This is a genomic window from Mycobacterium sp. SMC-18, from assembly GCF_045310895.1.
Taxonomy (GTDB): Bacteria; Actinomycetota; Actinomycetes; order Mycobacteriales; family Mycobacteriaceae; genus Mycobacterium.
Genome location: NZ_JBJIAL010000031.1, coordinates 48,084 through 64,820, shown reverse-complemented (window position 1 = coordinate 64,820; position 16,737 = coordinate 48,084). Strand labels below are relative to the sequence as shown.

17 protein-coding genes are annotated in these 16,737 nt (G+C 68.0%); 13 read left to right on the top strand and 4 right to left on the bottom strand.

Annotation, left to right across the window (positions count from 1 at the left end; translation table 11 throughout):
* Nucleotides 1-73 precede the first annotated feature (73 nt).
* Nucleotides 74-1,888 (bottom strand): 2-isopropylmalate synthase, encoded by a 1,815-nt coding sequence (leuA, locus tag ACJH6J_RS22355; protein ID WP_406804537.1) that lies wholly within the window; start codon nt 1,886-1,888, stop codon nt 74-76.
* Between the two features lie 249 nt (nt 1,889-2,137).
* Here leuA and ACJH6J_RS22350 point away from each other — a divergent pair, with 249 nt between their 5' ends.
* From ACJH6J_RS22350 to ACJH6J_RS22335, 4 genes are all read left to right on the top strand, one after another.
* Nucleotides 2,138-2,638, top strand: coding sequence for a hypothetical protein (locus tag ACJH6J_RS22350; protein ID WP_406804536.1), 501 nt, complete (start codon nt 2,138-2,140; stop codon nt 2,636-2,638).
* A gap of 141 nt (nt 2,639-2,779) precedes the next feature.
* On the top strand, nt 2,780-4,045 hold the full coding sequence (locus ACJH6J_RS22345; protein ID WP_061001435.1) for an aspartate kinase: 1,266 nt from the start codon (nt 2,780-2,782) through the stop codon (nt 4,043-4,045).
* Between the two features lie 2 nt (nt 4,046-4,047).
* Nucleotides 4,048-5,085 (top strand): aspartate-semialdehyde dehydrogenase, encoded by a 1,038-nt coding sequence (locus ACJH6J_RS22340; RefSeq protein ID WP_138250969.1) that lies wholly within the window; start codon nt 4,048-4,050, stop codon nt 5,083-5,085.
* 50 nt (nt 5,086-5,135) lie between these two features.
* The gene (locus tag ACJH6J_RS22335; RefSeq protein ID WP_406804538.1) at nt 5,136-6,206 is read left to right on the top strand and encodes a DUF4185 domain-containing protein; all 1,071 of its coding nucleotides are present in this window, start codon (nt 5,136-5,138) and stop codon (nt 6,204-6,206) included.
* 9 nt (nt 6,207-6,215) lie between these two features.
* Here ACJH6J_RS22335 and ACJH6J_RS22330 read toward each other — a convergent pair whose 3' ends face one another.
* Together ACJH6J_RS22330 and ACJH6J_RS22325 are read right to left on the bottom strand one after the other, a co-directional pair.
* On the bottom strand, nt 6,216-6,491 hold the full coding sequence (locus ACJH6J_RS22330) for a barstar family protein (protein WP_406804535.1): 276 nt from the start codon (nt 6,489-6,491) through the stop codon (nt 6,216-6,218).
* Entirely contained in the window at nt 6,488-6,946 is a 459-nt protein-coding gene (locus tag ACJH6J_RS22325) for a ribonuclease domain-containing protein (RefSeq protein WP_267324276.1), read from the bottom strand. Before ACJH6J_RS22325 ends, ACJH6J_RS22330 begins: the two co-directional genes overlap by 4 nt.
* A 160-nt stretch (nt 6,947-7,106) precedes the next feature.
* Here ACJH6J_RS22325 and ACJH6J_RS22320 point away from each other — a divergent pair, with 160 nt between their 5' ends.
* On the top strand, nt 7,107-7,559 hold the full coding sequence (locus ACJH6J_RS22320) for a hypothetical protein (protein ID WP_167837902.1): 453 nt from the start codon (nt 7,107-7,109) through the stop codon (nt 7,557-7,559).
* A 62-nt stretch (nt 7,560-7,621) separates the two neighbouring features.
* On the opposite strand, the gene ACJH6J_RS22315 is transcribed toward ACJH6J_RS22320, so the two are convergent.
* Entirely contained in the window at nt 7,622-8,239 is a 618-nt protein-coding gene (locus tag ACJH6J_RS22315) for a TetR/AcrR family transcriptional regulator (RefSeq protein WP_244602194.1), read from the bottom strand.
* A 93-nt stretch (nt 8,240-8,332) separates the two neighbouring features.
* On the opposite strand from ACJH6J_RS22315, the gene ACJH6J_RS22310 reads away from it, so the two are divergent.
* From ACJH6J_RS22310 to egtC, 8 genes are all read left to right on the top strand, one after another.
* A complete protein-coding gene (locus ACJH6J_RS22310) occupies nt 8,333-9,358 on the top strand; it encodes an MCE family protein (RefSeq protein ID WP_406804534.1) in 1,026 nt (341 codons plus the stop codon).
* Nucleotides 9,351-10,526 carry an MCE family protein gene (locus ACJH6J_RS22305; protein WP_406801871.1) on the top strand — a complete coding sequence of 392 codons (1,176 nt, stop codon included), beginning with the start codon at nt 9,351-9,353 and terminating at the stop codon, nt 10,524-10,526. Before ACJH6J_RS22310 ends, ACJH6J_RS22305 begins: the two co-directional genes overlap by 8 nt.
* A 44-nt stretch (nt 10,527-10,570) precedes the next feature.
* Nucleotides 10,571-11,743, top strand: a complete 1,173-nt coding sequence (locus ACJH6J_RS22300) for an NADH:flavin oxidoreductase (protein WP_406801870.1) — start codon at nt 10,571-10,573, stop codon at nt 11,741-11,743.
* A 12-nt stretch (nt 11,744-11,755) separates the two neighbouring features.
* Nucleotides 11,756-12,592, top strand: coding sequence for a mycofactocin-coupled SDR family oxidoreductase (locus tag ACJH6J_RS22295; RefSeq protein WP_406801869.1), 837 nt, complete (start codon nt 11,756-11,758; stop codon nt 12,590-12,592).
* Nucleotides 12,593-12,623: 31 nt separating this feature from the next.
* Nucleotides 12,624-13,268, top strand: coding sequence for a sensor domain-containing protein (locus ACJH6J_RS22290; protein ID WP_406801868.1), 645 nt, complete (start codon nt 12,624-12,626; stop codon nt 13,266-13,268).
* A 182-nt stretch (nt 13,269-13,450) separates the two neighbouring features.
* A complete protein-coding gene (gene egtA / locus ACJH6J_RS22285; RefSeq protein WP_406804533.1) occupies nt 13,451-14,737 on the top strand; it encodes an ergothioneine biosynthesis glutamate--cysteine ligase EgtA in 1,287 nt (428 codons plus the stop codon).
* On the top strand, nt 14,734-16,041 hold the full coding sequence (egtB, locus tag ACJH6J_RS22280) for an ergothioneine biosynthesis protein EgtB (protein ID WP_406801866.1): 1,308 nt from the start codon (nt 14,734-14,736) through the stop codon (nt 16,039-16,041). The genes egtA and egtB overlap by 4 nt, the downstream gene beginning before the upstream one ends.
* Nucleotides 16,041-16,724 (top strand): ergothioneine biosynthesis protein EgtC, encoded by a 684-nt coding sequence (gene egtC / locus ACJH6J_RS22275; RefSeq protein WP_212807352.1) that lies wholly within the window; start codon nt 16,041-16,043, stop codon nt 16,722-16,724. Before egtB ends, egtC begins: the two co-directional genes overlap by 1 nt.
* Nucleotides 16,725-16,737 lie beyond the last annotated feature (13 nt).

The window sequence follows — 16,737 nt, the reverse complement described above, 5'->3', positions numbered from 1 at the left end:
ACTGGACCAAGACCGCCGACGAGATCTTCGAACGACTCGGTTCATATCTTCAACGAATTCCCGGCGCAGGACACTAGCCGCGCGCGGCCCGGTTCACCGCCGACACGACGGCCCGCAGCGACGCCGTGGTGATCGACGGCGCGATGCCGACGCCCCACACCGTCTTGCCGCCGATCGATGCTTCGACGTAGGCCGCGGCCTGTGCTTCCTCGCCGGCCGACATGGCGTGCTCGGAGTAGTCCAGCACGTTGACGTGGAAGCCGACGGCGCCCAGCGCGTCGGTGAAGGCCGCCAGCGGACCGTTACCGGCGCCGACGATCTCGCGCTCCTCGCCGTCGATCTTCACGATGGCGGTGATGGTGTCGGTGCCGCCATCCTCTTCGGCCGCGTCGACGCGCTGCCGCATGCGCTCCAGCGGGGTGATGGGCGCCAGGTACTCCTCGTTGAAGACGTCCCACATCTCCTTCGGGGAGACCTCGCCGCCTTCACCGTCGGTGATCTTCTGGATGGCCTGGCTGAACTCCATCTGCAGCCGGCGCGGCAGCACCAGCCCGTGGTCGGCCTTCATGATGTAGGCGACGCCGCCCTTGCCGGACTGCGAGTTCACGCGGATGACGGCCTCGTACGTGCGGCCGACGTCCTTCGGGTCGATGGGCAGGTAGGGCACCTGCCACAGGATGTCGTCGACGTCCTGATCGGCCTCGTCGGCATCCACCTTCATCTGGTCCAGGCCCTTGTTGATGGCGTCCTGGTGGCTGCCGGAGAACGCCGTGTAGACCAGGTCGCCGCCGTAGGGGTGGCGCTCGGCGACGGGCAGCTGGTTGCAGTACTCGACAGTGCGACGGATCTCGTCGATGTTGGAGAAATCGATCTGCGGATCGACGCCACGGCTGAACAGGTTCAGGCCCAGCGTCACCAGGCAGACGTTGCCGGTGCGCTCGCCGTTGCCGAACAGGCAGCCCTCGATGCGGTCGGCGCCGGCCAGGTAACCCAGCTCGGCGGCCGCGACGCCCTCGCCGCGGTCGTTGTGTGGGTGCAGGCTCAGGATGATCGAGTCGCGCGGCGCCAGGTGCCGGTTCATCCACTCGATGGAGTCGGCGTAGACGTTGGGCGTTGCCATCTCGACGGTCGCCGGCAGGTTGACGATCAGCGGCCAGTCCGGGGTGGGCTGCACGATCTCGGCGACCGCGTTGCACACCTCGACGGCGTACTCCAGCTCGGTGCCGGTGTAGGACTCCGGCGAGTACTCGAACCGCCACAGTGTGCCCGGGTACTTCTTGGCCTCCTCGACGCACAGCTTGGCGCCGTCGGTGGCGATCTTCTTGACGGCATCGCGGTCCGCGCGGAACACCACGCGGCGCTGCAGGATGGACGTCGAGTTGTAGAAGTGCACGATGACGCGCGGCGCGCCGTTGCAGGCCTCGAAGGTGCGCTCGATCAGCTCGGGCCGGCACTGCGTCAGCACCTGGATGGTGACGTCGTCGGGGATCGCGCCCTGCTCGATGATCTCGCGGACGAAGTCGAAGTCGGTCTGGCTGGCCGACGGGAAGCCGACCTCGATCTCCTTGTAGCCCATGCGGACCAGCAGGTCGAACATCCGGCGCTTGCGCTCGGGGCTCATCGGGTCGATCAGGGCCTGGTTGCCGTCGCGCAGGTCGACCGCACACCAGCCGGGCGCGACGGTGGCGACCTTGTCGGGCCACGTGCGGTCGGGCAGGGAGATGTTCTCGACCTCGGCGGCGAAGCTGCGGTACCGGTTGACCGGCATCGCGGAGTTGCGCTGGGTGTTCCAGGACGGCTGGCCCTCGCGGCGCGGGCCGGACGGGGTGGTGATGGCGCGTACCGACGAGAACGAGTCGGCAGAAGAATCGGGAGAGTAGGTGGTCACGGTTTTTTGCTCCGGTCTGTCTGGATGGGACCTAGAAGGTCAGGACCGGCGCATCTCAAACCCCCGCGACGGGAGGCCGGTCGGATCAGACCCCGTCGCGGCGTCCGAGGAGGAGCACCCGCGCGCTATACATCACCGGTCAGTTTACTCCCGTCCAGTAGTTCCCCAAAACCCGGTCACGTTGTCCCGAGACAACCTGCTGGCCAGGTGTAATGGGCAGCGCGCTCACAGTGCCGATACAGTTCGACCGTGTTGACGAGATGGTTGTTGAGCCTGGACCGCAGCTGGAAGATCGGCATCGCGGTCGCGCTCGCCGTCGTCATCGGCCTCGTGGTGTGGCAGACCGAGTTCCGCGGGCCGACGCCGGAGTGCAAGCCGGTGCGCGACATGCTCGACTACAACAAGGCGCAGGCCGCGCAGATCGAGTCGAAGATCGACAAGAACTCGGGCGGCGTCCCGACCATCGCCGAGGAGACGGCCTACCGGGCGTGGGCCGACGGCATGGCAGAACGCGCGCAGAAGGTGACCGGTGACAAGGTCGCCGCCAACGCCGTGCAGCTGGCGGCCCTGGCCTCGCAGTTCACGTCAGCGCTGGACGCCTACCGGATCGCCGCCCAGGGCCGGGCGCCCGGCGCCCCCGCACCGACAGAGGCCTACCAGTTGTCGGCGATCAACGTGCAGATCACCGAACAGATGAAGGCGCTGACCGACGCCTGCCCGGCGCAGCGGAAGCTCACCGACATCTTCTGACCCGGGCGAGAGTGACGAAGGTCTCGCGCGTTGCAGGTCGGGCAGGCGACCGGGCAACAAAAACGGCTTCGTCCCTCCCTTATCCTTGTGGGCAGCATTGATGCGAATGCTTGCTGCCAATTCAGAGAAGGAACGCGAACAGTGGCGCTCGTCGTCCAGAAGTACGGCGGATCCTCGGTGTCTGACGCCGAGCGGATCCGCCGAGTCGCCGAGCGAATCGTCGAAACCAAGAAGGCCGGCAATGACGTCGTCGTCGTGGTCTCGGCCATGGGCGACACCACAGATGATCTGCTGGATCTGGCTCGCCAGGTATCGCCGGCGCCGCCCGCCCGGGAGATGGACATGCTGCTCACCGCGGGTGAGCGCATCTCGAACGCCCTGGTCGCCATGGCCATCGAGTCGCTCGGCGCGCAGGCCCGGTCGTTCACCGGCTCGCAGGCCGGCGTCATCACGACCGGCACACACGGCAACGCCAAGATCATCGACGTCACCCCGGGCCGCCTGCGCGACGCCCTCGACGAGGGCCTGATCGTGCTGGTCGCCGGCTTCCAGGGCGTCAGCCAGGACAGCAAGGACGTCACCACGCTGGGTCGTGGCGGCTCGGACACCACCGCCGTGGCGCTGGCCGCCGCGCTGAACGCCGACGTCTGCGAGATTTACACCGACGTGGACGGCATCTTCACCGCCGATCCGCGCATCGTGCCCAACGCCCGCCACCTGGACACCGTCTCCTTCGAGGAGATGCTGGAGATGGCGGCCTGCGGAGCCAAAGTGTTGATGCTGCGCTGCGTGGAATACGCCCGCCGCTACAACGTTCCGATTCACGTCCGGTCCTCGTACTCCAACAAGACCGGAACCATCGTCAAAGGATCGATCGAGGACATCCCCATGGAAGACGCCATCCTCACCGGAGTCGCGCACGACCGCAGCGAGGCGAAGGTCACCGTCGTCGGCGTTCCCGACGTTCCGGGCTATGCCGCCAAGGTGTTCCGCGCGGTCGCCGACGCCGACGTGAACATCGACATGGTGCTGCAGAACATCTCGAAGGTGGAGGACGGCAAGACCGACATCACCTTCACGTGTTCGCGCGAGAACGGCCCGGGCGCCGTCGAGAAGCTGACGTCCCTCAAGGACGAGATCGGTTTCTCGCAGGTGCTGTACGACGATCACATCGGCAAGGTGTCGCTGGTGGGCGCCGGTATGCGCAGCCACCCCGGCGTCACCGCCAAGTTCTGCGAGACGCTGGCCGAGGTCGGCGTCAACATCGACCTGATCTCGACCTCCGAGATTCGAATCTCGGTGCTGGTCAAGGACACCGAGCTGGACACGGCCGTCTCGGCGCTGCACGAGGCCTTCGGTTTCGCGAGCGAAGAGGCCGCAGTCGTATACGGCGGGACGGGGCGCTAGTCATGGTGAACATCGGTGTGGTGGGTGCGACCGGCCAGGTCGGCCAGGTCATGCGCAAGCTCCTCGAGGAGCGCGAATTCCCGGCGAGTTCCGTGCGGTTCTTCGCCTCGGCGCGGTCCGAGGGCAAGAAGCTGACGTTCCGCGGCCAGGAGATCGAGGTCGAGAACAGCGAGACCGCCGACCCTTCGGGTCTGGACATCGCGCTGTTCTCCGCCGGCGCGACCATGTCGCGCGTGCAGGCGCCGCGCTTCGCCGCGGCCGGCGCCATCGTCGTCGACAACTCGTCGGCGTGGCGCAAGGATCCCGATGTGCCGCTGGTGGTTTCGGAGGTCAACTTCGACCGCGACGTCCGTGGTAAGCAGCTCGCCAAGGGCATCATCGCCAACCCCAACTGCACCACCATGGCCGCCATGCCGGTGCTCAAGCCGCTGCACGACGAGGCCGGGCTGACCCGGCTCATCGTGTCGAGCTACCAGGCGGTGTCCGGTTCCGGGCTCGCCGGGGTCGACGAGCTGGCCTCGCAGGCCCGCGCCGTCATCGGCGGCGCCGAGCAGCTGGTGCACGACGGATCGGCACTGGAGTTCCCGGCGCCCGTGAAATACGTTGCGCCCATTGCCTTCAACGTCATCCCGCTGGCCGGTTCGCTCGTCGACGACGACTCGGGCGAGACCGACGAGGACCAGAAGCTGCGCAACGAGAGCCGCAAGATCCTCGGCATCCCGGAGCTGGCCGTGAGCGGTACCTGCGTGCGCGTGCCGGTGTTCACCGGGCACTCGCTGTCGATCAATGCCGAATTCGCGCAGCCGCTCTCGGTGCAGCGGGCCCGCGAACTGCTGGCCGACGCGGCCGGGGTGTCGCTTGTCGACGTGCCGACGCCGCTGGCTGCCGCCGGCGCAGACGACTCGCTGGTGGGCCGCATCCGCCAGGACCCGGGCGTGCCCGACGGTCGCGGCCTGGCCCTGTTCGTCTCGGGTGACAACCTCCGAAAGGGCGCGGCGCTCAACACTGTTCAGATCGCCGAACTGCTCGCCTCGCGCTGATCTTGCGGGCGGGGGCAGCGTCGATCGCGGCGCTGGTGCTCGGGCTCGGCATGCAGGTGCCGGCGGCGCAGGCCGATCCGCCTGCGCCGGTACCGACGCCGGTGCTCAAACCACTGCTTGTCGGGCAGGTGACACGCATCGGACCGGTGGCCGGAACCGGCACGCCGACAGCCGATTACGGCATCGGTGCGACGGACCTCTGCGAGTTCATGGAGTTTCCGAGCGGCATCCTGCAGATCTGCGGCGACAGCTTCGCGGGGCAGGGTGTCGGATTCGGGGGCTGGTATGCGCCCGTTGCGCTGCACGTCGAGACCGACTCCGTCAACTCTCCGGACGGACTGCGGTACCGCGGCGTCATGGGCGTCGACAAGCCGCTGTTGGCCGACGCCAAAACTCCTGGCACGTCACAACTTCCGGCCGGCGTGGTGAGTATCAACCGGGAGAACTACCTGTTGATCACCACCACGCGTGACCTGAAACCGGAGAGCTCGCGACTGGTCAAGGCCGACCCGGCGCGCACGGCCTGGCCGACCGTGCCGGGCTCTGTGCGGCCGGCCGGATATGCCGGGGGAGCGCAGAGTCAGATCACGGGCTATTACGACCCGGTCCCCACCACGGACTCGCCGCGCGGCTGGGTTTACCTGGTCGCCAACAACTTCGACCGCAGCAGCCCGGCCTACCTCTACCGGGCCACGCCGCAGGCGTTCACCGACAGGTCCAGTTGGCAGGGCTGGTCGGCGCGCGGCGGCTGGGGCAAACCGCCGACTCCGTTGTGGGGCGACCTGATCGGTGAGATGAGCATGAAGCAGGTCGACGGCAAGACGGTGCTGTCCTACTTCAACAGCAGCACCGGCAACATGGAGGTCCGCGTCGCGAATACGCCGACGGAACTCGGCACCGCTCCCGTGACGACCGTCGTCGTGGCCGGCGGCTGGCCGGAGCAGGCCGACGAACTGCCTGAGCCGCAGGACAATCAGCTGGCGCAGCCGTACGGCGGCTACATCTCGCCGGGCTCGACGCTCGACGAACTGCGCATCCTCGTCAGCCAGTGGAACACCACGCCGCGCGATACCGCGCCGTACCGCGTCATCCAGTTCGCGGTGAATCCGGCCAAGCCGTAGACGCTGTTGTCAGCGCAGCACCAGGTCGATCCCGGCGCTGTCGAAAACGTCGAGCAGCCCCGTCCAGGTGTGAGAATCCAAGGCCTTCTTGGCTTTTGAGCTGTCGGCCAGGACAAAGCGGAACGGCTCGTCGTCCGGCGTGCCGAAGCCGCCGCCGAGGCAGTCGGCCAGGGCATCCAGATTACTGCCGAAGTAGCCGCCGGCGCCGTTGACCGCGTGGCCCAGCTCGGTGAAAAGGTCTGCGCGGGAATGGATCCGCGCACCCCGCACGGTGAACGTCTTCACGCTCCTCCGATCTGGCAGAACGTCTCGTAGTGGTCGCCGGTGTAATAGAACTCGGGTGGGTCGGTCGGTGGCTCGCCGCCGGTGATGACCCGTCGCGTGCCACGGGTCTTCGCGCCGGGCGTGGGCACCGTGTACTCGTGGTAGTAGCCGCGCTGCTGGTTCGGTAGTCGGCGTTCGAAGTTGCCGAACACGATGCCGTCCCGCGAATAGGGGAACGGCCCGCCGCGGTGGATGAGGTTGACGGTGGTGGCCGCCTCGGTCGGCAGCGACGACAGTTCGCAGACGGGTAGCCCGGATTTGTTCTGGCGCGTTGGTGACGGCGCGTGGGCGGTCGGTGATGCGGTCGGAGCCGGCCCGGTGAGCGTGGCGGAGTTCTTCGCACACGCCGGGGTGAGGGTCAGCAGCAACGCGGTGCCGCACGCGAGGGCCGCGGCGCGCAGGGTGGTTCTGGACATCGCACCTTTTCTGCCGCGTCTGATATCGGAGCGTCGGCCGGCCCCCAAAGCCCGGCCGAAGCTCCGCTACACAGGCCACGCTACCGCGCCGCGCGCCTCATAGCTGATTCTTACGCGCAACCTAGCCACCGCAGTGGTTGATGGACGGATCATCGATGACATGAGTGAGGAAACCCCTAACCAAACGCCAGAGACGCCGGACACCCCGACGGACTCGTTCCCGCCCGTAGCAACGGCCACCGCAGTGGCTGCACCGCCCGCCGAGCACAAGCCCAGCAAGCTGAACAAGGTGCTCGCCTGGGTCGGCATCGTCGCGGGCATCGTCTTCATCGTCACGACGATCTTCTTCTCGGGCTTCGTCCTCGGCGCGCACTCCGGCGGCGGCCATCACGGCTGGCACAAGCACCACCGCGGGCAGGGCACCGCCGAGTTCCGCGAGGGTCATGGACCGCGCGGCGGCGGCATGTGGCACCCGATGTTCCCGGGCGGTCCGGGCTGGCAGGGGCCCAACGGTCCCGGTTGGCAGGGCCCGGGTGGTCCCGGTGGTCAGGGCCCCGGTGGCCCCGGACCGCAAGCGCCGGGCCAGCCCGGCCCCACCCAGCCGGGTCGCTGACCCAACCAGTCCCGCATCACACGACAGGCCGTGCCCGACCAGGGTGCGGCCTGTCGTCTGCGCTAGGCCTGTCCGTCGGCCGCCGGGCGGTTCGCGGCCACTGCTCGATAGCCGGTGGTCAGCAGTTCGACGATCCGTTCCTCGAGCTCGGTGGAGTCGTCGTCGGCGGCGATGGTCGACACGTACATGGCGGCACCCGCCGCCATGATCAGGACGGCGCGCGCGTCCAGTTCCGCACTGCGCCGCTCCTCAGCGGTTTGTGCTCCGACGTCGTCGGCGAACAGTTCGACCGCCGGTCCCGTGAACCGATTCCACAGCGATCGCCCCAGCTGTTTGTCTTCGACCAAAGCCTGGGTCAGGTCGGGTGCCGCAGCCTTCATGTCGGGGCGGTTGAACAGGGCACGGCTGCCCCGGACGACGAAATCTATCCAGCCGTAGACATCGGTTCCATCAAACGGCGTCAGGTCGGGTGCCACGCCCATCACCGCATCGATGACCAACGCGGCCTTCGACGGCCAGCGTCGCGCCAGGCTGGCGCGTGTGACGCCGGAGCGTTGCGCGACGAGCCGCATGCTCAATGCCTGAAACCCGACCTCCGACAGGAGCTCCCGGGTCGCGGTGAGTACGCGGTCGTCGATACTCGCGTCCCGCGGCCGACCCGGACCTGACTGACTGCTCACGGGTCCATCATCACAGCACCCGACTGTTGGCGATGCCATTGACGTCACCCCGTTAATTAGTGTACCACTGGATCACTAATTAAGGAGTTGTCGATGACCGCCGGTGCGAAGGTGACTGCGTTCACCGTGGTGATGCTGTTGGTCGCCGCCGCGCTCGTGGTGGTGTTCGGCCAGTTCCGGTTCGGGGCGGGCGAGCGGTATCACGCCCGCTTCGCCGACGCCTCACGCCTGACAGCCGGGCAGGACGTGCGGATGGCCGGGTTGCCGGTGGGCAAGGTCGACCGGGTGTCGCTGCGTCCCGACAACACCGTCGACGTGCTGTTCAGTGTCGATTCGCGCTACCGCCTGTACACGTCGACCAGGGCCGTCATCCGCTATCTGAACCTCACCGGCGACCGTTATCTCGAATTGGCCTTCGCCGCAGGAGATTTGCACGAGCTGGCTGCGGGGGCGACCATCCCGCTGAGTCACACCCAGCCCGCCGTGGATCTCGACGCGCTCCTGGGCGGCCTGCGTCCCGTGCTCAAGGGCCTCGACGGCGACAAGGTCAACGCCATCACCGCCGCCGTCATCGATCTGCTCCAGGGCCAGGGCGGTGCTGTGTCCCAACTGCTTTCGACGACAGGAAACTTCGCGCAGAATCTCTCCGGCCGCGATCAGCTCATCGGCGACGTCGTCACCAACCTCAATACAGTGCTCGGCAGCGTGGATTCGAAGAGCCGGCAGTTCGGCACCAGTATCGACACGCTCCAGCAACTGCTGACCGGTCTGGCGCATGACCGTGACCCCATCGCCGGAGCCATCGGCCCGCTGGCCGCGTCGTCGGCGGAGCTGACCCAGATGCTCGAACGCTCCCGGCGGCCGGTCCAGGGCGTCCTCGAGAATGTGCGTCCCTTCGCGCAGCGGGTCTACGAGCGCAAGGCGGAGGTCAACGCCGCCATCGAGCCCCTCGCCGAGAGCTATCTGCGGCTCAATTCACTTGGCGCGTATGGTGCGTTCTTCAACATCTTCTTCTGCTCCAGCAAGATCAAGCTCAGCGGGCCGGCGGGTAGCGACATCATCATTCCCATCGGCGGAGCTCCCGACCCATCGAAGGGCCGGTGCTCGGAGAATGGGTGATCGCCGTATCGGGCTGCGCGGCCGCGCGATCCTGGCCTGTGTTGCCGCCGCTTTGTCGGGGTGCCAGTTCGACGGATTGAATTCCCTGTCGTTGCCGGGCACGGCCGGCCACGGCCCGGGCTCCTTCGAGGTGACCGTCGAGCTGGACAACGTCGTTGGCCTGCCGCAGAATTCGCCGGTAAAGGTCGGCGACGTGACAGTGGGAAGCGTCTCCGGCGTCGCCGTCAGGCAGCGCGCCGACAGCACCGTGTATGCGGCCGTTCGTCTTTCGCTGGACCGCCACGTGGATCTCCCCGAAAACGTGTCGGTGATGGTCGGGCAAACCTCGCTGTTGGGCTCCCAGCACGTCGAACTGGTGCCCCCGACCGCGCGGCCGGCAGCCGCCAAGCTGGCCGACGGCGCGTACCTCCGGCTCAGCCGGGTAGGTCACTATCCCACCACCGAAGAGGTGCTGGCCGCGCTCGGTGTCATCGTCAACAACGGCAATCTCGGTGCCCTGCAGGATATTACGAACGAGGCTTACGCCGCCGTGGCCGGCCGCGCGACGACGTTCACCGGATTGGTGGCGAAGCTGGCCGAGTTGACCGGCTTCCTCGATGCGCAAACGGGCACCATCATCACGGCGATCGAAGGCGTCGACCGGACAGCGGCAGCGTTGGCGCACGGCGCCGGCGCGCTGGCGCGGACGCTGGAGACGCTGCCCGCCGCACTCGATGCCCTGAACCGAAATCGCGCCGACATCGTCGCGGCGTTCGCCGCACTGCGCCGATTGGCGTCGACTGCCGAACGCGTTCTGTCGCAGACCAAGGACGACTTCGCTACCGATGTCAAGGACACATTTCCCATCATCAAGGCCCTCAACGACAACGCCGACGACTTCATTCACGATCTGGAAATCCTGCCCACGTTCCCGTTCTCCCAGAAGTACCTGCGTAACGCCGTTCGAGGCGACTATCTCAACGTCTTTTCGACGTTCGACCTCACCCTTCGGCGGCTCGGCGAAAACATGCTCACCACATCGGCCCTCGACCCGAACATGCCGCGGCTGTCCGAGATCGTCAATCCGCCGGATTTCCTGATCGGTGCGCTCGCCAATCTGTCCGGCCAGGCCGCCGACCCGTTCCAGATTCCGCCCGGAACTGCCACCCAGCACGGTGCTAAGCCGTGAAAGACGTTGTTGCAGCACGACTTATCGAAAGGAATCCGCGCAGAATGGCACCCGATCCCTTCCAGCCGGCCAAGCTCGGTCCGATCACGTTGCGTAATCGGGTCATCAAGGCCGCGACGTTCGAGGCGGCGACGCCGGATGCGCTGGTCACCGATGATCTGATCCGTTATCACCGGCTGCCCGCTGCGGGTGGGGTGGGGATGACGACGGTGGCCTATTGCGCGGTGGCCCCGGGTGGGCGTACCGATGGGTGGCAGTTGTGGATGCGCCCGGAGGCGATCCCGGGGCTGCAGAGGTTGACCGCGGCGGTGCATGGCGAGGGGGCGGCGATCAGCGCGCAGATCGGGCATGCCGGCCCGGTCGCCAATGCCCGCACCAACAAGGCCACGGCGTTGGCGCCGGTGCGGTTGTTCAATCCGCTGTCGATGCGCTTTGCCCGCAAGGCCACCCGGGCCGATATCGACGAGGTGATGGCCGCGCACGCGAACGCCGCCCGGTTGGCGATCGACGCCGGGTTCGACGCCGTCGAGGTGCACCTGGGCCACAACTACTTCGCGTCCTCGTTCCTGTCGCCGTTGATCAACAAGCGCCGCGATGAGTTCGGTGGCTCGCTGTACAACCGGGCCAAGGTGGCCCGCGGCACGGTGCAGGCCGTACGGGAGGCTGTGGGTGATCGGATCGCGGTGATCGCCAAACTCAACATGAGCGATGGCGTCCGGGGCGGTATCCCGATCCAGGAGTCGCTGCAGACGGCCACCTGGCTGCAAGAGGACGGCGCCCTGGATGCGCTCGAACTCACCGCGGGCAGTTCGTTGGTCAATCCGATGTACCTGTTTCGTGGTGATGCCCCGGTCAAGGAGTTCGCCGCGAATTTCAGGCCGCCGATCAGCTGGGGCATCCGGATGAGCGGCCACAAGTTTTTCCGCGAGTACCCGTACCAGGAGGCCTACCTGCTCGAGCAGGCCCGGCAGTTCCGGGCCGAACTGTCGATGCCGCTGATCCTGCTCGGCGGCATCACCAACCGCGAGAGCATGGATTTGGCCATGGCCGAGGGTTTCGAGTTCGTTGCGATGGGCCGGGCCCTGCTCGCCGAACCGGACCTGCTGGGCCGTATCCAAGCCGACAAGACGGTGAAATCGGGCTGCACACACTGCAATCTGTGCATGCCCACCATCTACAGCCGGACCCACTGCGTGGTCACCGGCAAGCCGAACTGAGATAGGAGCGGTATGGGCGACTTTGATGGCCGCGTTGCGCTGATCACCGGCGGCGCACGAGGAATGGGCCGATCGCACGCGGTGGCACTCGCCGAGGCGGGCGCGGATATCGCCATCTGCGACCGGTGCGAGAACAGCGACCAGATCGCATACCCGTTGGCGACGGAAGCGGATCTGGCCACCACGGCCGAGATGGTCGAGGCGACCGGAAGGCGTTGTCTCACAGCGAAACTGTCGACGGCCGACCGCGGTGCGCTGGAGCAGTTCGTGGCCCGCGCCGAGTCGGAGCTCGGGCGCGTGGACATCGCCGTCACCAATGCCGGCGTCAGTGCGATCGCGATGCTGCCCGATGTCCCGTCGGCACAGTGGGATGAAGTGATCGGGTCCAATCTCACCGGCACGTTCAACACCATCGCCGCGGTGGCGCCCGGGATGATCACGCGCGGATTCGGCCGGATCGTCACGGTGTCCTCGATGCTGGGCCGCAGCGGTAATTTCGCGCAGGCCGCGTATGCCGCCTCGAAGTGGGGCGTCATCGGACTGACCAAGGTCGCCGCGCACGATCTGGCCGGGTACGGCATCACCGTCAACGCGGTGGCGCCCGGCAACGTCGAAACCCCGATGACCTTCAACGACGCGTTGTTCGGCACCATGCGACCCGATCTGGAAAAGCCGACGCTCGCCGACGTGGAATCGGTGTTCGCGTCGTTGCACCTGCAGCCGGTGCCCTTCATGAAGCCCGCGGAGATCACGCGGGCGGTCATGTTCCTGGCGCACCCGGACAGCACCCACATCACCGGGACGGTCCTGCCGGTCGATGCGGGGGCCACCGCCCGGTTGACCGGCTGACACGAGGGCCGCAACTGGCATCATCGAAGCCATGACTGCGCGCCCGATCTGGTTCACAGCCTGCGTCACCGCGGCCCTGGCCCTGGCGCCGGCCGCTGCCGCCAGGCCGTCGGACCCGGGTGTGGTGTCGTACGCCGTACTGGGCAAGGGATCCGTGGGCAATGTGGTCGGCGCACCGATGGGCTGGGAGTCCACCTTCACCGCGCCGTTCCAGGGCTTCTTCGTCGATCTCCCGGCGTGCAACAACTGGGCCGACATCGGACTGCCCGAGGTGTACGGCGACCCGGACCTGGCGTCGTTCAACGGCGCCGTGGCGCAGACGACGGCCACCGATGACAGCCACGCGGCCAAGCAGGTGGTGGGTGTATTCGCGACCGCCGAGGCCGCGTCACGGGCGTTCCACCGGGTCGTCGACCGGACCGCCGGCTGCTCGGGCCAGACCACCGCGATGCACCTCGAGGACGGCCGGACCGAGGTGTGGAGCTTCGCGGGCGCGCAGGCGGGCCCGGCGGACGAGGCGTGGGTCAAGCAGGAAGCGGGCACCGATCGCCGCTGTTTCGCGCAGACCCGGCTGCGGGAGAACGTTCTGCTGCAGGCGAAAGTCTGCCAATCCGGCAACGCCGGCCTCGCGGTCAACGTGCTGGCCGGAGCCATGCAGAACGCGTTGGGGCAATGACCATGTCCGGGGTGAGTCAGGCATCGCACATATATTGCGCAGATTTTTGTCGGTGCCTCATGGCATCGTCGGACGAACAGGTAATGCTCGGGACGCGTCTGACGGTGTAACGCAGACTTGGTCCGGGAACACCAACCAACGGATGCGGGGCCAGGCCCCCGGTCCCGGAAGGGGATGTTCAGATGGGCACCGCTACCGCCATGTGTCGTCCGCACGCCGAATACCCCGAGTTGTCGAGCGCGTACAGCGCCGCGCTGCTGGCCGGCGGCGGGTGTCTGCGGGACGGACCGGTGGGCCGCGTCGGCCTCGAACTCGAGGCGCACTGCTTCGACCTGTCCGACCTGACGCGGCGTCCCGGCTGGGATGAGCTCACGCAGGCCGTCGAGGCCGTTCCGCAGCTGCCCGGTGGCAGCACGATCACCATGGAGCCCGGTGGCGCCATCGAACTGTCGGGTCCGCCGCTGGACGGCGCCGGGGCCGCCATCGCGGCGATGCAGGCCGATCAGGCCGTGCTCCGGGAGTCGTTGCGGCGCCGCGGTCTGGGGCTGCTGCAGGTCGGCGTGGACCCGCTCCGGCCACAGGCCCGGGTGAACCCCGGCGGCCGGTACCGGGCCATGGAGGCGTTCTTCGCGGCCGGCGGGACGGGTGCCGCCGGGGCCGCGATGATGACGTCGACCGCCTCGCTGCAGATCAATGTCGATGCCGGCCCGCGCGAGGGCTGGGCCGACCGCGTCCGGCTCGCCCACGCGCTCGGTCCCACCATGATCGCGGTGTCGGCGAGTTCGCCGATGCTGGGCGGCGAATTCACCGGATGGCAGAGCACGCGACAGCGGATCTGGGGCCAGCTGGACACCGCCCGCTGCGGGCCCGTTCTCGGTGCCAGCGGCGACGATCCGGCCAACGACTGGGCGCGCTACGCCCTCAAGGCGCCGGTGATGCTCGTGCACACGCCGGAGGCCGAAGCGGTCACCGAATGGGTGCCGTTCGCCGACTGGGCGGACGGGCGCACGCTGCTCGGTGGGCGCCGGCCGACCGAGGCCGACCTCGACTACCACCTGACGACGCTGTTCCCGCCGGTTCGGCCGCGGCGCTGGCTGGAGATCCGCTACCTCGACGCCGTGTCCGACGACCTGTGGCCGGCTGTCGTGTTCACCCTGGTGACGCTGCTGGACGACGCCGGGCTGTCGCAGATCGCTTGGGAAGCAACGGAATCGGTTGCCACCGCATGGGATCAGGCAGCGCGGGTGGGCCTGGCCGATACGCGGCTGCAGGCGGCCGCGGTGCGATGTGTGGAAGCGGCCGCCGAGGTCGCGCCGGCCGATGTGGCGGACTCGATGGACCGGCTGCTGCGGCAGGTGCGGCAAGGGCGCAGCGCGGCCGATGACTTCGCGGACCGGGTCGTCGCACACGGAATCGATTCGGCCATCACCGGGTTGGCATGTGATGACCGGCTGAAAGGTGGGGTGTGAGTACGCGCGAGCTGTTGGCCCGAGGGCTGACCAGGGCCCGGGACCGGACTCTGGCGCTCGTCGAGTTCGACGACGCCGAACTGCTGCGTCAGTACGACCCGCTGATGAGTCCGCTGGTGTGGGACCTCGCGCACATCGGTCAGCAGGAAGAACTGTGGCTGCTGCGCGGCGGCGACCTGAACCGTCCCGGCCTGCTGCCGCCCGACGTGGACGGTCTGTATGACGCGTTCGTGCATTCGCGCGCCAGCCGGGTGTCGTTGCCGCTGTTGCCGCCGACCGACGCACGCGCCTTCTGCCGCACCATCCGGTCCAAAGCCCTTGACGCCCTTGACCGGGCGCCGGACGAGGCCGCTGCCCAGTTTCCGTTCGCCCTGGTGATCAGCCACGAGAACCAGCACGACGAGACCATGCTGCAGGCCCTGAACCTGCGCAGCGGCCCGCCACTGTTGGGGCCGGGTGCCGTCCTGCCGCAGGGGCGGGATGGGGTCGCCGGCACCTCGGTGCTGGTGCCCGGCGGTCCGTTCGTACTCGGTGTCGACGCGGCCGACGAACCTTTCGCGCTCGACAACGAAGGCCCGGCGCACGTCGTCGACGTGCCGTCGTTCCGGATCGGTCGGGTGCCCGTCACCAACGCCGAATGGCGCGAGTTCATCGCCGACGGTGGCTATCGGCAGAGCCGCTGGTGGTCGGCGGCCGGCTGGGCGCATCGGCAGCAGGCGGGTCTGGTGGCGCCGCAGTTCTGGAACGCCGACGGCACCACGCGGGTCCGGTTCGGGCATGTCGAGGAGCTGCCGCCCGACGAGCCCGTGCAGCACGTCAGCTTCTACGAAGCCGAGGCCTACGCCGCCTGGGCCGGGGCCCGGCTACCCACCGAGGTGGAGTGGGAGAAGGCCTGCGCGTGGGATCCCGCGACCGGACAACGTCGCCGATTCCCTTGGGGCGCCGCCGAACCCGATGCGCACCTCGCCAATCTCGGCGGCGACGCGCTGCGTCCCGCGCCCGCGGGGGCCTACCCGGAGGGTGCTTCGGCCTACGGTGTCGAGCAGCTGCTCGGCGATGTCTGGGAGTGGACCACGTCACCGCTGCGCCCGTGGCCGGGTTTCACGCCGATGGTCTACGACCGCTATTCGCAGCCTTTCTTCGAGGGCACCGGCAGCGGTGACTACCGGGTGCTGCGCGGCGGTTCCTGGGCCGTGGCCGGCGACATCCTGCGGCCCAGCTTCCGCAACTGGGACCACCCGATCCGTCGTCAGATCTTCTCCGGCGTGCGGCTGGCCTGGTCGGTTGACGAGGTGCGCGGCTGATGTGTCGTCATCTGGGCTGGCTCGGCAACCCCGTCTCGGTGTCGTCACTGATCCTGGAACCGGCGAACGGGCTTCTGGTGCAGTCCTATTCACCCCGACGGCAGAAGCACGGGTTGCTCAATGCCGACGGCTGGGGTGTCGGCTTCTTCGACGGCGCGACACCGCGGCGCTGGCGCAGCGCCGCGCCGTTGTGGGGCGATGCGTCGCTGGCATCGGTGGCGCCGGCGCTGCGCAGTGCGTGTGTGGTGGCCGCCGTCCGCTCGGCCACCGTCGGGATGCCCATCGAGCCGTCGGCGTCGGCGCCGTTCACCGACGGCGAGTGGCTGTTGTCGCACAACGGCATCGTCGACCGGGCAGTGCTGCCGGTGTCGCGGACCGCGGAATCGACGGTCGACAGCGCGATCCTGGCCGCGCACATCTTCGCCGAGGGACTGGACAGCCTGGGCGACACCGTGCGCCGGGTCGGGGAGTCCGATCCGGCGGCGCGGCTGAACATCCTGGCGGCCAATGGTTCCCGGATGCTGGCCACCGTGTGGGGCGACACGTTGTCGATACTGCGCCGGCCCGACGGGGTCGTGCTGGCCAGCGAGCCCTACGACGACCACCCCGACTGGCAGGACATCCCAGACCGTCACCTCGTCGAGGTGACGGCCGCCGGCGTAGCGATGACGCCGTTGACCTGAAGAAGAGGACCCA